Annotated in this window: 14 protein-coding genes; 1 reads left to right on the forward strand and 13 read right to left on the reverse strand. The window is 64.4% G+C overall.

The annotated features are described in order from the left end of the window. Positions 1-33 precede the first annotated feature (33 nt). The 13 genes from AKG11_RS23695 to AKG11_RS23750 all read right to left on the reverse strand — a co-directional run bounded on the left by AKG11_RS23695 (position 34) and on the right by AKG11_RS23750 (position 12883). Entirely contained in the window at positions 34-1038 is a 1005-nt protein-coding gene (locus AKG11_RS23695; protein WP_050745682.1) for a sugar ABC transporter substrate-binding protein, read from the reverse strand. Between the two features lie 122 nt (positions 1039-1160). Next, entirely contained in the window at positions 1161-1556 is a 396-nt protein-coding gene (locus tag AKG11_RS34660) for a hypothetical protein (protein WP_130517693.1), read from the reverse strand. Positions 1557-1648: 92 nt separating this feature from the next. After that, positions 1649-3016 (reverse strand): LLM class flavin-dependent oxidoreductase, encoded by a 1368-nt coding sequence (locus tag AKG11_RS23700; RefSeq protein WP_050745683.1) that lies wholly within the window; start codon positions 3014-3016, stop codon positions 1649-1651. 35 nt (positions 3017-3051) lie between these two features. Beyond that, positions 3052-4317 (reverse strand): SfnB family sulfur acquisition oxidoreductase, encoded by a 1266-nt coding sequence (locus AKG11_RS23705; RefSeq protein ID WP_050745684.1) that lies wholly within the window; start codon positions 4315-4317, stop codon positions 3052-3054. A gap of 72 nt (positions 4318-4389) precedes the next feature. Beyond that, positions 4390-5202, reverse strand: coding sequence for a MetQ/NlpA family ABC transporter substrate-binding protein (locus AKG11_RS23710; RefSeq protein WP_088016509.1), 813 nt, complete (start codon positions 5200-5202; stop codon positions 4390-4392). A gap of 20 nt (positions 5203-5222) precedes the next feature. After that, the gene (locus AKG11_RS23715; RefSeq protein ID WP_023512626.1) at positions 5223-5882 is read right to left on the reverse strand and encodes a methionine ABC transporter permease; all 660 of its coding nucleotides are present in this window, start codon (positions 5880-5882) and stop codon (positions 5223-5225) included. Further along, on the reverse strand, positions 5872-6918 hold the full coding sequence (locus AKG11_RS23720) for a methionine ABC transporter ATP-binding protein (RefSeq protein WP_050745726.1): 1047 nt from the start codon (positions 6916-6918) through the stop codon (positions 5872-5874). Before AKG11_RS23720 ends, AKG11_RS23715 begins: the two co-directional genes overlap by 11 nt. 5 nt (positions 6919-6923) lie before the next feature. Further along, positions 6924-8156 carry an acyl-CoA dehydrogenase family protein gene (locus tag AKG11_RS23725; RefSeq protein ID WP_050745685.1) on the reverse strand — a complete coding sequence of 411 codons (1233 nt, stop codon included), beginning with the start codon at positions 8154-8156 and terminating at the stop codon, positions 6924-6926. Positions 8157-8379: 223 nt separating this feature from the next. Next, a complete protein-coding gene (locus AKG11_RS23730; protein WP_082342615.1) occupies positions 8380-9741 on the reverse strand; it encodes an O-acetylhomoserine aminocarboxypropyltransferase/cysteine synthase family protein in 1362 nt (453 codons plus the stop codon). Positions 9742-9768: 27 nt separating this feature from the next. Next, positions 9769-10068 (reverse strand): hypothetical protein, encoded by a 300-nt coding sequence (locus AKG11_RS23735; protein ID WP_050745686.1) that lies wholly within the window; start codon positions 10066-10068, stop codon positions 9769-9771. After that, on the reverse strand, positions 10058-10843 hold the full coding sequence (locus AKG11_RS23740) for an ABC transporter ATP-binding protein (RefSeq protein WP_050745687.1): 786 nt from the start codon (positions 10841-10843) through the stop codon (positions 10058-10060). Before AKG11_RS23740 ends, AKG11_RS23735 begins: the two co-directional genes overlap by 11 nt. Beyond that, complete coding sequence (locus AKG11_RS23745; RefSeq protein WP_023512620.1) at positions 10843-11844, reverse strand: ABC transporter permease; 1002 nt, start codon at positions 11842-11844, stop codon at positions 10843-10845. Before AKG11_RS23745 ends, AKG11_RS23740 begins: the two co-directional genes overlap by 1 nt. 4 nt (positions 11845-11848) lie before the next feature. Then, on the reverse strand, positions 11849-12883 hold the full coding sequence (locus tag AKG11_RS23750) for an ABC transporter substrate-binding protein (RefSeq protein ID WP_050745689.1): 1035 nt from the start codon (positions 12881-12883) through the stop codon (positions 11849-11851). 560 nt (positions 12884-13443) lie between these two features. On the opposite strand from AKG11_RS23750, the gene AKG11_RS23755 reads away from it, so the two are divergent. Beyond that, the gene (locus AKG11_RS23755) at positions 13444-14406 is read left to right on the forward strand and encodes an amino acid ABC transporter substrate-binding protein (protein WP_371260143.1); all 963 of its coding nucleotides are present in this window, start codon (positions 13444-13446) and stop codon (positions 14404-14406) included. The last annotated feature ends 5 nt before the right edge of the window (positions 14407-14411 follow it).

The raw sequence follows: 14411 nt of genomic DNA on the forward strand, positions 1-14411 counted from the left end.
AAAGGGCCGGATGAGGGGGCTTCTCCTAAAAAATCAACCGATGCCGAGCTTTTTGGAGACGTCACCGACATTCACTTTGTTGGCGAGGAGCGCCGGCACGTAGGTTTCACGCGGCAGCGTGTCGCCGGCGAGATGGCGGGCGACGTTCTGGATCGCCACGCGGCCGAGTTCGGCCGGCTGCTGGGCGACGTCGGCGGCGGCCGGCGAATTCGGATCGGCGACGAGCTGGAGCACTTCCGGGCTGCCATCGACGCCATAGGTCTTGATCTCGGTGCGGCCGGCGGCAGTGAGCGCCTGCGTCGCGCCGAGCTGCGGGATATCCCAAGCCGACCAGATGGCCTTGATCGAGCCCTTTTCCGGATATTTGGCGAGGATCGCCGTGATCTGGGTGAAGGCGTCCTGGACGGTGTTCGGGATCACGTCGCGCAGCTCCGGCTGCACGATCTGCACCTTCGGGAAATATTTGACCACATTGACCAACTGGTCGTAGCGGATGGCGCAGGGTGTCACACCGTAGAAGCCGTTGAACACGACGATATTGCCTTCGCCGCCGATGTCAGAGACGAGCTGGAGGGCGAGGTCCTTGCCGATGCCCCAATTGTCCGAGGTGGAATTGTTGATCGAGTTGACCGAGCCGACATCGATGGTGAAGACCGGGATATCCGCCTCGCGCGCCTTCTTCAGCCAGGGGTCGATGACGCTGAGCGTGCCAAGAAGCTGGACGATGGCGTCCGGCTTCTGGGCGATGAGCGTCTGGAGCTGCGAGACAAGCTTGCCGTCGTTGCGGCCGGCGTCGACTGCGATCGGCTCACCGCCAAGGCGTTTCACCTCCTCGATCTGGGCGTTATAGGCTTGCAGATCGAAGAAATGATCGGTGCCGGCCGTGCTGATGCCGATGCGCTTGCCCTTCAGCGAAAGCCCCTCCTCAGCCGCGGCCGTGCGCGTCGAAAAAAGCCCCGCGCCCGCCACCACGCCGGCGACGGCGGTGAGCTTCAGGAGATTGCGGCGGTTGACGCCGGAAAGAGTGTCGTCGGTCATGATGTCCCCGTTAGATCAATAGTCATTTAATCTATAAATTATATAGACTACAGAGCGAGGACAGGCAGGATTTTCCAAAATGCGGGCGGGTTGGGAAAAGATTTCGGCTTTAGTCGACCGGCTCACGAACGTCGCGCGAACCCTTGCAAAAGCGCGATCCATCTCCGCAGCAAAGTCTTTAGCGCACCATGGAGGCTGATCAGAAACCGCCGCCGTTTGGCGTGAGCGGGATCGGCATCGCTTGTTCGCAACAGAGCGTAGCCTACCAAAAACATGACGCCGGCAAGGGCGACTGGCACAAGAACCGCCACCCCTAGCAAGGCCAATACATAGAAAACAAACGGATTTTCGGAAGCGGTAAGTCCGCCGCCACGGGTAGTGGGAAATCTACCGTCGATGATCCACGCAATCCAGACAGACAGAAAGGCGGGTCCGGAAAGGGACAGGCCCACGACGCCTGCCGCAGTTTTCAGGCGATCGCACCGCGTCGGCGCGGGCTTTTCTCTGGAACCACCCATTACGCCTCCATTCAGGGAGCCGGACTATCGGGTTTTCGTCACCATCCGGTTATGCGATCTGGTTAGCGAGAGGTTACCGCTTCCGACGCCCCTCACTCCGCAGCCACCGCCCTCGCCCGGAACGCACCGCCCGGGTGGCGGTCCGGCAGGCGATCGCCCGTGCCGAAAAGGCGGTTGCGCAGGCTGCCGGCGGCGTAGGCGGTCTTGTAGCGGCCGCGCTCCTGCAAGACCGGGATGACGAGATCGATGAAATCCTCGTAGCTTTCGGGCGCGACGGTGCGGGCGAGGTTGAAACCATCCACCTCGCCCTCGGCGATCCACGCCTCCAGCGCGTCGGCCACCTGATAGGGGTTGCCCACGACCAGCGGATAGCGGCCGCCGAGCGCCATGCCGGCGAGGATGCTGCGCTTCGTCCAGCCGCGCGCGCGGGCAAGATCGACCGAGGTCTGCACGAAATTGCCCTTGCCGTAGGTGATCGGCTCGTCGGGTTCGTATTGCGAGAAATCGATGCCCGTGCCGGCGGAGAAATGCGCAAGGCCCGCTTCGGGGCTAGCGTAGCGCGCATAGTCCTCGAACTTTTCCCTCGCCGCCTTCTCCGTGCGGTCGACGACGACGGTGAGGCCGGCGAAGATGCGCACATCCTCGGCCCGCCGGCCCGCCTCCACCGCACCCTTGCGGATGGCGCGCGCCGCGGTGCGGGCGACGCCCGTATCCGGCGGGGAAATGAAGACGCATTCGGCATGGCGGGCGGCAAATTTTTGGCCACGGCCGGAGGCGCCGGCTTGGTAGAGCACCGGCGTACGCTGGCGCGAGGGCTCACTGAGGTGATAGGCTTCCATGCGGTAGTATTGGCCTTCGTGCCGGATTTTCCGCACGCGGGTGGGGTCGGCATAGACGCGGGCGCGGCGATCGCGCAGGACGGCGTCATCGTCCCAGCTTCCCTCCCAGAGCCGGTAGAGGAGGTCGAGGAACTCGTCGGCCCGGTCATAGCGCTGGTCGTGTTCGCCGAGCGCGCTTTCGCCCATCGCCCGCGCGGCGCTGTCGAGATAGCCGGTGACGATGTTCCAGCCGATGCGGCCCTCCGTCAGGTGGTCGAGCGTCGAGATGCGCCGGGCAAAAATCGCCGGCGCCTCCGCATTGACATTGACCGTGACGCCAAAGCCGAGCCCCTTCGTCACCGCCGCCATGGCCGAGATCAGCATCAGGGGATCGTTGACCGGGAGCTGGATGGATTCGCGCAGGGTCAGGTCGACGGACTGCTGGTAAACGTCGTAGACTCCGACGATATCGGCGAGGAACACGCCGTCGAACAGGCCGCGCTCCAGCGTCGCCGCCAGCTCCGTCCAGTAGCTGAGCTTCGTATAGCGGTGCGACTGGTCGCGCGGGTGGGTCCACAGGCCATGGTTGATATGGCCGGCGCAGTTCATGGTGAAGGCGTTGAGGAGGATTTCTTTTCGCATGTCTTGTTGCGGCGGGCGGCGCGCGCCCTTCCCGTTCAAATCCAGGAATGAAGCGGCGGCTGTACGCCGTTGAGGTAGTATTGGCCGATCGAATGGAACTTCCAGCGCACCGGATCATGCAGCGTGTGGGTGCGCGCGTCGCGCCAGAAGCGGTCGAGATTGTGCGCACCGAGCGTCGAGCGCGTGCCGGCGAGCTCAAAAAGCTTGTTGGCGGCGGTGAGCGCGACCTCCGTCGTCAGCACCTTGGCTTCGGCAACCGCGACCTTCGCCTTGGCGATCGTCTCGTCGGTGACGTCAGCGATGGTCTCGTCGAGCTGGCGGCCGGCGCGCTCCAGCAGCGCCTCGGCGGCATGCAGGCGGATTTTCAGATCGCCAATCGCCGCGATCGTATAGGGATCGTCCGCCGCCCTGTCGGAGCCGCTGTCGATCCACGGACGGGCGTGGTTTCGGACCAGGTCGATGGTCGCCTCGATGGCGCCGCGGGCGATACCGGCGTCGATCGCCGCGTGGATGAGCTGGCTCTGTGGGCCAATGGCGCTCTGGTTCTCGTAGACGATATGGGCGGGCAGCACCCGGTCCGCCGGGATCGCCACCGCGTCGAGGATCACCGTGCCGCTCGCCGTGGTGCGCTGGCCGAAGGCCGACCAGTCGTTGACGACCTCCAGCCCCGCCGCATCCCGGTCCGCGACGGCAACGACGACATGGCCGTCCTCATCGAGCGCGACGATGGGCACCAGATGAGCGAAGAGCGCGCCGGTGGAATAGAATTTTTTGCCGGAGACGGTGAACTGGTCGCCCTCACGGACAAGCTTCGTCTCGAAGGCCTCGGCGTTCTTGCCGCCGAATTCGGAAAAGGCGTTGCCGAGCCGTTTTCCGGCCAGCACCGCGCCGAAAAGCGCGCGCTTCTGCGCCTCGCTGCCGGTCTGGCGGATGACGTCGATGATCTCGAAACTGTTCTGGGCGATCTGGGTCAGCGAGGGATCGCCGGCCGCAAGCGTCGCGAAAACCCTTGCCAGCGTGACCTGCGAGACGCCCGCCCCGCCGTGTTCCTTCGGGATGGTGATGCCCCAGAGGCCGCTTTCGGAGAAGAGATCGACTTCGGCGAAGGGCAGACGCCGCTCGCGGTCGCGCTCCCCGGCCTCGGCGGCGAAAAGCGGCTTCAGCCGTTCCGCAACAGCGATCGCCTCCGCGTCGTCTTGGATGACATGGGCGGGCCTTGCTGGCGGCGCAGGCAGCCAGCCGGCTTCGCCGGGCGCGGGATCGGCAGGGGTTTGTCTGGCGGTGGCTTGGGTCGGGCTCATGGGTTCGGCCGTCACTTCAAAAAGGGGTTGCCGGGTTGCGGCAAGGCGCAGCCCGGCGGCGAAAGGCAAACATCAGAAGGCGGCGACCACCTGTCCCTTGTAGCGCTCCGCGATGAATTTCCGCGTCTCTTCGCTGTTCAGCGCCTTGGCGAGTTTTGCCACGCGCGCATCGTCCTTGGTCTCAGGGCGGGTGACGAGATATTCGCTCCAGACATTGTAGCCGTCCTGGCCGCGGTCGATCAGCAGCGCCTTGGAGATGTCGAGCTTGGCCTCGAAGACGTAGTTGCCGTTGAGTGCCGCGAGATCAACCTCGCCGAGCGCGCGCGGCAGCAGCGCCGATTCCAGCTCGACGATCTTCAGGTTCTTCGGGTTCTCGACAACGTCCTTGACGGTCGGCAGCGGGTCTTCCGGCGAGGTCAGTTCCGGCTTGCCGGAGACCTTGATCAGGCCGAGTTTTTGCAGGAGCAGCAGGCCGCGGCCGCCATTGACCGGATCGTTCGGGATCGCCACGGTCGCGCCGTCGGCGAGTTTTTCCACCGCGTCGATCTTCGTCGAATAGGCAACGAAGGGCTCGATATGCACGGGCACGATCGGCACGAGTTCCGTGCCGCGCTGCTTGTTGTAGTCGTTCAGGAACGGCCGGTACTGATAATAGTTGGCGTCGAGTTCGCCGGAGACGAGCTGGGCGTTCGGCTGGATGTAATCGGTGAAGACGCGGATATCGAGGTCGAGGCCGTCCCTGGCGAGGATCGGCTTGACGAATTCGAGGATTTCCGCGTGCGGAATGGCGGTGGCGCCGACGACGAGCGTTTCTTCCGCCTTGGCGGAGCCGACGGCGGCGAGCGCGAGGCTGGCGGCGATGGTAAGCGATTTCAGGATGCGCATGGGGGTCCTCCTGGCGCGGGTCATTTGCGGGAAAAACGGGTGACGAGGCGGTTGCCGCTCGCCTGGATGAGCTGGACAAAGACGATGAGAATGGCGACGCAGACCAGCATGATTTCGGTCTGGAACCGGTGGTAGCCATAGCGGATGGCAAGGTCGCCGAGCCCGCCGCCGCCGATGGCGCCGGACATCGCCGTGTAGTCGACCAGCACGATCGCGGTGACCGTGACGGCCGCCAAGAGGCTCGGCAGCGCTTCGGGCAGCACGGCGCGCAGGATCGTCTGGCTGGTGGAGGCGCCCATGGCGAGGCTCGCCTCGATGACGCCGCGGTCGACCTCGCGCAGCGCCGTCTCGACCAGCCGCGCGAAGAAGGGCGCGGTGCCGACGACCAGCGGGAAGATGACACCGCGGATGCCGAGCGAGGTGCCCGTGACGAGGACGGTGACCGGCATCAGCACGATGAGCAGGATGATGAAGGGCACCGACCGGATGATGTTCAGCACGAAGGACAGGCCGCCATAGGCGAGCGGCGCCTGGAAGAGCTGCTGCCGGCCGGTGAGGAAGAGCAGGACGCCGAGCGGCAGGCCGACGAGAACGGTAAGCAGCAGCGCGCCGCCGACCATGGCGAGCGTCTGGCCGAGCGCCGCGCCGATATCGCCCCAATAGATGTTGTCAAACGACATGGCGCGGCCTTTCCTCGATCGCGGCGAATGGCGCGCCGCCCTGCAATTCCACGTCCACGCCGCTCGCCTCCAGCCCTGCAATGGCGCCCGCCACGTCCCGCCCGCTGAGCGAGACGATGAACTGCGCATAGGGCGTCTCGCGGATATGGCCGATGCGGCCGGCGAGGATCGCGTAATCGACGAGGTTTTCGCGGGTGATGCGGCCGAGGATGGGCTTGTGCGCCGCCGGCCCCGTGAAGGTGAGGCGCACCGTGCGGCCGCCGGGATCGGCGACGGCATCGAGCGAACCGCTGTCCGGCTCGGCCTCGCGCACCAGGCGCAAGGTCGCGGTGTGGCGCGGATGCAGGAAGACGTCGGTCACCGGCCCCTCCTCCACCACGCGGCCGCGATCGAGCACGGCGACGCGGTCGCAGGTGCGGCGGATGACGTCCATCTCATGGGTGATGAGCACGATGGTGACGCCGAGGTCGCGGTTGATCTGGCGCAGGAGATCGAGCACCGCGCCTGTTGTCTGCGGGTCGAGCGCGCTGGTCGCCTCGTCGCAGAGCAGGACCGAGGGTTCGCAGGCAAGCGCCCGTGCGATGCCGACGCGCTGCTTCTGCCCGCCGGAAAGCTGGCGCGGATATTTTTGCGCATGTTCCGTCAGGCCGACGCGGGCGAGCAGCGCGGCGACGCGCTCGGCGATCTCGATCCTGCCGTAGTCGCCGGTCAGCTCCAGCGGATAGGCGACATTGTCGGCGACGGTGCGGGCGCTCAAGAGATTGAAATGCTGGAAGACCATGCCGATTGACCGGCGCAGCGCGCGAAGGCGCGCGCCGCTTGCGTCCGTCACCCGCTCGCCGGCGACGAAGACATCGCCGCCGCTCGGGCGCTCCAACAGGTTGATGAGCCGCACCAGCGTGGATTTTCCCGCGCCGGAGGAGCCGATGACGCCAAAAATCTCGCCTTTCGCGACAGAGAGGTCGACCCCGTCGAGCGCGGCGACGGCGCCCTCCTTGCCGGGAAAACTTTTGGTGATGCGTTCGAGCCTTATCATCGCCGTCAGCCCGCGCTGGCGCCGATGCGCCATTGGTAGGGCGGCGGCGTGCCGTTGACGGCGAAATCACCAATGATGCGGTGCTTGTAGATGCGCGGATTGTGCGAGGCGAGCGTGCGGGCGTTGCGCCAGTGGCGGTCGAGGCCGGCGGGCTTCTTGGTGGCGGACGCGCCGAGCGCGTCGAAGAGCAGGGTCGAGGCTTCGAGGATGAGGTCGGAGACGACCGTCTGGGCCTGCGCGGCTTCGAGTTCGGCGACGGCATTGGCCTTTTCCTCGGCCTCCGGGTCGTCCAAGAAATGCGCCGCGAAGGCGCGCTCCAGGCTGGCGGCGGCCTGAAGGGTGATCGCGCCCGCCGCATAGGCCGCGGCGCGGATGCGCCCGACGACCTGAAGAACCTGCGGATCCTCGCTGGAGCGCGCGGCGGCGGCGTGGGTATAGGTGCGGCGGCGCTCCGCCACGGCTTTGGCGACGTCGGCGGTAATCGCCCGGCCGATGCCGGCAAGCGTCGCCAGATGCACGAGCTGGTAGAAGGCGGCGGAATATTTGAAGCGCTCGTCGTCGATGACGACATCTTGCGGTTCGACGGCGACGTCGCGGAAGGTGGTGGTGCCGCTCGCCGTCAGCGTCTGGCCAAAGCCGTCCCAATCGTCGATCACCTCGACGCCGGCGGCCTCCCGGCGCACGGCGACCGAAACGCCCTCGCCCTCCGCATTGGATGCGCCGACATCGATCCAGTCGGCGAAGAACGAGCCGGTCGTGTAGTACTTCGCGCCGTTGAGGACGAGCCGGCCGTCCTTTTCGGCGACGTTGGTGGAGAAGCGTTCGAGCGCCGCGCCCGTGCCGATCTCGCTCCAGGCGTTGCCGGTGATCTCGCCGCGGCCGATCCGGCCGAACCAGAGGGCCTGGCGCTCCACATCCCTGGTGTTCAGGATATCCTCGGCAAAGCCGAAATGGCCGCGCAGCGCCTGCGTGATGTTGGAATCGGCGGCGGAAAGTTCGATCAGGAGGTTGAAGAACTGCGGCAGGCTCGCGCCCTTGCCGCCCACCGCCACCGGCAGGCGCACTGCGCCGAAGCCGGCTTCCTTCAGCAGGCGGATTGCCTTGTGCGGCAGGTCGCGCTCCAGGTCGCGCCGCGTCGCCTCCGCGGCGATCTCGGCGAAAATCGGCCGGAACGGCGCGGCGAGCGCCTCATAGGCTTCACCGGGGCCGGCGCCCCAGGCATTCTCGATCTGCGTCATGCATTCTACTCGTCGCTGCCGTGCCGGCCTTGCGGGCGGGTCACGCTTGGAATTGACGAAGAGAGTAGCCATCGCGCCAATGAAATACAGAAATTCTATCTTTTTTATATATTATAAAGCGGAATGCTGTTTCTTTTCGCAGACGGTTCGGGGACGGCCCAAACAAAAGACCCCGGCGCGAGGAGGCAGCGCCGGGGTCATACACCGATCAGGCCGGCCGGCTTCAGGCCAGCGCGATGGCTCTTTCAAGATCGGTGATCAGGTCATCGGGATGTTCGAGGCCGATGGAGAGGCGCACATAGCCGGGCGTGACGCCGGTCGCCTGCTGGTCTTCCAGCGAGAGCTGCGAGTGGGTGGTCGTCGAGGGGTGGATCGCCAGCGAGCGCGCATCGCCGATATTGGCGAGGTGATAGAAAAGCTGAAGGCTATCGATGAAGCGACGGCCGGCCTCCCGCCCGCCCTTCAGCTCGAAACCGACCAGCGCACCGAAGTGGCCTTGCTTGAAATATTTGTCCGCGCGCGCCTTCGCGGTACCCTCCTGGAATTTCGGGAAGATGACGCGATCGACCTTGGCATGGCCCTTCAGGAAGTCCGCGACCTTCACCGCGTTCTCGTTGTGCTGGCGCAGGCGCAGCGGCAGGGTTTCAAGGCCCTGGATGAACTGAAAGGCATTTTGCGGGCTGATGGCGGCACCAAGATCGCGCAGAAGCACGGCGCGGGCGCGCAGGATGTAGGGGTGGAAGCCGATGGCAGCCGCCTTCTCGATCCAGGTCTTGCCCTGGTAGCTCGCATCCGGTTCGGTGAGGTTCGGCTGGCGGGCCGGGTTCTCCGTCCAGGGGAAAGTACCGCTGTCGATGATCGCGCCGCCGATCGAGGTACCGTGACCGCCGATATATTTGGTCGTCGAATAGACGACGATGGCCGCACCATGCTCCAGCGGACGGATGACGAGGGGGGCGGCGGTGTTGTCGACGATCAGCGGAATGCCGTGGCGGCGGCCAATGGCGGCAACCTCCGCTATCGGGAAGACCTCCAGCTTCGGGTTCGGCAAGGATCCGGCATAATAGGTACGCGTGCGCGCATCCGTCGCCGTCTCGAAGGCTTCGGGGTCGGACGCATCGACAAAGCGGGTCTCGATGCCGAAGCTCTTCAGGGTGGCGGCGAAGAGCGCCCAGGTGCCGCCATAGAGACCGGCGGCGCTGACGATATTGTCGCCGGCGCGGGCAACATTGAGGATCGCAAAGGCCGAGGCGGCCTGGCCGGAGGCGAGTGCCAGAGCGGCCGCGCCACCCTCCAGCTCGGCAAGGCGCTGCTCGAAGGCGTCCTGCGTCGGGTTGGAAACACGGGTGTAGAGATGCCCCGGCGCCTCGAGGGCGAAGAGCTTGTCGGCGCCATCCGTACCGGGCAACTGGAAAGACGAGGTCTGGTAGATCGGCACCGCGACCGCACCACTCGTCGGGTCGTAACGGAAGCTGCCACCGTGCAGGGCGATGGTTTCCGGATGGCGGCTCTTGAAGGTGGCGGTTCCGGCCGGGACGGTCACGATATCCTGCTCGGCGGCCTCGGGGGACTGATGGATCGTCATTGCATTTCTCCTTTTGGTAGGGCGCGCTCAGGCGCGGGAGGGGCGGACGGACAGAACCACGCCCGCGACAAGGATGCTTGCTGCGGCCCAGAAGGCTTCCGGCACGTACCACCGGATGCCGTAGACATGGTCGTTGGTGCAGAGCGCCTGGGCGAGCGCGCAGAGATCACTTGCGCCCGCAAGGCACGTTACGGCCTGGCGAACGGTGAGATAGTCGTTCTCGACGACCTTGCTGAAGATCAGCCACCACCAGCCGGTGGCGGTGATGGCGAGGACGGCGCCGACAAGGGCAACGACATGCTGGCCGAGGCGCGCGCTAGACGTCATGGGAAATTCCGAGCGTTTCGAGAAGCGTGCGGCGCAGCGCGATGAGGTTTGCGTCGTCCCTTCGGCGTGGATGCGGCCGGTCGACCCGCACCTCGGCGACGATGGCAGCAGGCCTGTCGGAGAGCACGATCACACGATCGGCCAGAAGCAACGCCTCCTCGACATCGTGCGTGACGAGCAGCGCGGTGAAGCCGGCGCTCTTCCACAGTTCAAGGAGTTCGTTCTGCATTCTGAGCCGCGTCAGGGAGTCGAGCTTGCCGAAAGGCTCATCCAGCAGCAGCAGCTTGGGATCGTTGACCAGCGCCCGGGCGAGCGCGGCGCGCTGGGCCATGCCGCCCGAGAGTTGGTGCGGATAAAAATCAGCAAAGCCTTCCAGCTTGACGAGCTTCAGCACCTCGTCGATGCGGTATTCCCGCTCGCGGATGAGGCCCCGCGCTTCCAGACCCGTTGCGATATTGGCGCGCACCGTGCGCCAGGGAAATAGCGTCTCATCCTGGAAGACCAGGATACGATCCGGGTTCGGCGCGGTGACCGAGCGACCGTCCTCCAGCACCCTGCCGGCCGTCGGCGTCTCCAGCCCGGCGGCAAGGCGCAGCAGCGTGGACTTCCCGCAACCCGAGGGGCCGAGCAGGGCGACGAACTCGCCGGGCACAATCCTCAGGCTCACATCGTCGAGAACCTGCAGCTCCTTACCATCGAGCGCATAGCGGTGGGAAACGCCTTCCACATCGAGCGCAATGCTGGCGGCGGGGGCTTCTGGAAGGGCAAGAGCCATCAGAGGATCCCCTTCTGCCAGCCGAGCAATTCATCACGCACGAGGAAGAGAAGCCGCACCAGCCCCGCGCAGATCAATGCCATGACGATGAGGGCGGCATAGACATTGGCATAGGCCGAGTAGGCCGTGTTGAACTGGAGATACCAGCCGAGCCCGAACTTGGCACCGAGCATCTCGGCCACAACCAGAACGGCGAAGGAATAGTAGAGCCCCATGAAAAGCCCGACGAAGACATTCGGCAGCGAGGCAGGGATCGCAACCTTGAAAATAAGGAAACGGTTGTCCGCGCCGAGCGTGCGGGCGACGTCATAGAAGGATCGGTTCACCTGGCTGACCCCGGCCGCGGTGAGGATGGCAACCGGAATGCCCGATGCCAGCGCCACGAGGAAGATGGAGGCGTGGAAGGTCGACGGGAATAGGAAGAAGGTGCAGGGGATCCAGGCACTCGCCGGTACCGGCCCGATCAGCTTCAAAAGCGGCATGCCCCAATAGGCGAAACGCTTCGACCAGCCGAGCGCGACACCGCCGGCAAAGCCGACAAGAACGCCCGAGAAGAAACCGAGAGCCCAGAGGCGCCCCGTATAGGCGATGCAGATCAGCAGCCTGTCCCAGTCCGTGACATAGACATGCAGGAGGCCCTGCGGCGGCGAGAAGAACGGTTTCGGCAGCCAGCCGAGCTTGGCCGTCAGCACTTCCCAGGCAGCGAGCCAGAGGCCGAGCACGATGAACCACGGCCCGTAATGGATGAGCGTTTGCCCGACGCGGCCAAGCCTGCCGACCGTGACCGACAGCACGAGAAAAATCCCCGCGCCGGCGAGCGTGACGGCAGCAAACAACTCCGTCGCCCCCCAGACAATGACATCGGGCAGGCCGTAGGTGAGCGCTGCAGCAAGAGACCATGTGCCGGCCGCCCAAAGCCCGTTGCGCCAGATGCCCGAAAAAGGAAGGGCAAGCGAACGCCGCCCTGCCCCGCCGAAGGTTTCCTCGATCGCCGTGCTCATGGCGTCACGCGAAAATGTCGATGGTGATGCGGTTTGCGATCTCCTCCGGATCGGTAGAGGCATCGATAACACCGGTCAGCCTGAGGTCCTCATAGCCGATCTGCACTTCCTTCAGGAGTTCCTTGCCGAACCAATGGTCATGATAGGTGAAGGCGGCGAGGACTTCGGTCAGATCCTGCAGCGACAGGCCCGGCCTCAGCGTATCGAAGTACCATTTGGCAACTTCGTCCGGGTGCTTTGCCGTGTACTGGTGGATCTCGAGATTGGCGGCCGCGACCCGCTTGATGGCGTCCTTGTTGGCTTCGTAATAATCGCCGTTGACGCCGAGCACGCAGCAGACACGGTCCTGGAAGGTGCCGGTCTGCGTATCGGCAACGCGGCGAAAACCGTGCTGTTTCTCGTAGGAATAGGCCCAGGGATCCATATGCGCGACGGCATCCGCCTCGCCCTTCAGCACGCCTTCTGCAACGAGATCGAAGGGGAAGACCTTCCAGGTGACGTCGGTTTCCGGATTAAGGCCGGCCTTGGCGAGCGCGACGGAGAAGGCGACGCGCGAGGGCGACATGACGTCGAAGGTGCCGATCGTCTTGCCCTTGAGGTCAGTCAGCGTCCTGATCTCGGAGTCGGGCTTTACGAGGATGCTCTGGCAACCGCCATGCGAGCCGGCAAAAAGCCGAACGTCGAAACCCTGCTCGATCGGCTTCAGCCAGTCATAGAGCAGGCCCGGACCGGCTTCGGCCTTGCGGGTGGCGAGCGCCTGAATGAGCGTCTGCCCGCTTGCACCCTGATAGAACAGCTCCACGTCGAGCCCGTGCTTTGCATAGATGCCCTTGGAAAGACCAAAGCCGACGGGCGAATGGCAGGCTGCGACCTCGGTCCATTCCAGCTTGATCGGAATGAGATTGCCGGCGACAGCATAGCGCGTCGACCGTGCGCCGATCACCCCGGCCGTGGCAGCCAAGGCGGTTACGCCCGCAGCCTTGATTAGGCCGCGGCGCGACAGGCCATTGGAAAGAATGGTTTCAGATTGCTGGCTCATCGGATGTCCCCTCGCGAAATGATGGAGGCCAGCCTATCAAAAATTGATATAGTTTATAGATTTTATAGATTATACCATTGCCTCAAGGAGGAATATTCTTTTGCCATTCGCTGGCGCCACGCTTCCTGCATTCTCCCACCCCGAGAGCGTCGCCCCCAAACAGGATTGCGACAGACCCGAACGGGCCCTTTTTCCGTCTCCCTTTGGGGACTTGCCACAGGGGAACGCTCTCTCAACCTAGGTCCATCGCGGAGCACGCAACGCTGATCGCAAATCGACCAGAGCGTTCCGCATTCTTTTCCACCCGGCAGGTTAAAACCGTCCGCTACCACGCCGACAGGGAAGCAAATTTCTTCTCCTTCCAGGCAAAATTGAACGTTCATTTCTTAAATACACTAATTACATAGATAATATCTATATATCTTCCGAGCGAGCCAAAGCGTCCGCACACCGGAAGTTCGATCCTTTTTTGAAAATGGGGACATTTCAATATGATAGCGCAAAGATCCTTCCGGCGGATCATTCAATCGGCCGCGGCCGCCGCCTTCCTCGCCACCACCATGCTTTCCGGTCTCGCCCATGCCGGCCCGACACTGGACAAGATCAACCAGCGCGGCACGATCAAGGTCGGCGTCGGTACCACGCCAGGCTTCTTCGCACCCGACAGCAACGGCAAGTGGCAGGGCTTCTTCATCGATTTCGGCCGCGCCCTTTCCATCGCCGTCTTCGGCACACCGGACAAGGTGGAGTTCACCTCCTCCTCGCCACAACAGCGTCTTCCCGCCTTGCAGAGCGGCGAGTTCGACATCCTGCTCTCGGGCGTGACCGTCACCACCACCCGCGCCTTCAAGCTTGGCTTCCACTTCGGCCCGACGGTCTTCTACGACGGCCAAGGCATTCTCGTGCGCAAAGACCTCGGCGTCACCAAGGCAGCCGACCTCGACGGCGCAACCGTCGGCGCACAAAGCGGCACGACGGGCGAACTCAACGTCGCCGACTTCTTCCGCAAGACAGGCAAGACCTTCACGCCGGTCACCATCGAGGATACCGGACAGTTCATCGACGCGCTCGAATCTGGTCGGGTCGATGCAATCACGCAGGACTCCTCCGACCTCGTCGGCAAGCGGACCCAGCTGAAGAAACCCGATGACTACGTGCTCCTGCCCGAGCGCCTCTCCAAGGAACCACTCGCACCGGCGATCGCCGGCGGCGATGACCGCTGGCTGGAACTGGTGAACTGGACGGTCAACGCGACGATCCAGGCGGAAGAGTGGGGCATCACCTCGGCCAATGTCGATGAATTCCTGGAGACGGACGATCCGGCCATCCAGCGTTTCCTTGGCGTCGATCCGTCCTTCGCCAACGAGCTCGGGCTCGATCCGAAATGGGCCTACACCATCATCAAGACCGTCGGCAATTACGGCGAGATCTTCGATCGCAACCTGAAGCCCCTCGGCTGGGACCGCGGCTACAACAGCCTGTGGACCAACGGCGGCCTGCTCTACTCGCCGCCATTCCGCTGATGTCG

Origin of the sequence: Shinella sp. SUS2 (assembly GCF_001262505.1) — a bacterium.
GTDB lineage: Bacteria > Pseudomonadota > Alphaproteobacteria > Rhizobiales > Rhizobiaceae > Shinella.

Coding starts and splice junctions, on each gene's coding strand:
- AKG11_RS23695 (WP_050745682.1), bottom strand. CDS start 1,038: ATGACCGACGACACTCTTTCCGGCGTCAACCGCCGCAATCTCCTGAAG.
- AKG11_RS34660 (WP_130517693.1), bottom strand. CDS start 1,556: ATGGGTGGTTCCAGAGAAAAGCCCGCGCCGACGCGGTGCGATCGCCTG.
- AKG11_RS23700 (WP_050745683.1), bottom strand. CDS start 3,016: ATGCGAAAAGAAATCCTCCTCAACGCCTTCACCATGAACTGCGCCGGC.
- AKG11_RS23705 (WP_050745684.1), bottom strand. CDS start 4,317: ATGAGCCCGACCCAAGCCACCGCCAGACAAACCCCTGCCGATCCCGCG.
- AKG11_RS23710 (WP_088016509.1), bottom strand. CDS start 5,202: ATGCGCATCCTGAAATCGCTTACCATCGCCGCCAGCCTCGCGCTCGCC.
- AKG11_RS23715 (WP_023512626.1), bottom strand. CDS start 5,882: ATGTCGTTTGACAACATCTATTGGGGCGATATCGGCGCGGCGCTCGGC.
- AKG11_RS23720 (WP_050745726.1), bottom strand. CDS start 6,918: ATGATAAGGCTCGAACGCATCACCAAAAGTTTTCCCGGCAAGGAGGGC.
- AKG11_RS23725 (WP_050745685.1), bottom strand. CDS start 8,156: ATGACGCAGATCGAGAATGCCTGGGGCGCCGGCCCCGGTGAAGCCTAT.
- AKG11_RS23730 (WP_082342615.1), bottom strand. CDS start 9,741: ATGACGATCCATCAGTCCCCCGAGGCCGCCGAGCAGGATATCGTGACC.
- AKG11_RS23735 (WP_050745686.1), bottom strand. CDS start 10,068: ATGACGTCTAGCGCGCGCCTCGGCCAGCATGTCGTTGCCCTTGTCGGC.
- AKG11_RS23740 (WP_050745687.1), bottom strand. CDS start 10,843: ATGGCTCTTGCCCTTCCAGAAGCCCCCGCCGCCAGCATTGCGCTCGAT.
- AKG11_RS23745 (WP_023512620.1), bottom strand. CDS start 11,844: ATGAGCACGGCGATCGAGGAAACCTTCGGCGGGGCAGGGCGGCGTTCG.
- AKG11_RS23750 (WP_050745689.1), bottom strand. CDS start 12,883: ATGAGCCAGCAATCTGAAACCATTCTTTCCAATGGCCTGTCGCGCCGC.
- AKG11_RS23755 (WP_371260143.1), top strand. CDS start 13,444: ATGCTTTCCGGTCTCGCCCATGCCGGCCCGACACTGGACAAGATCAAC.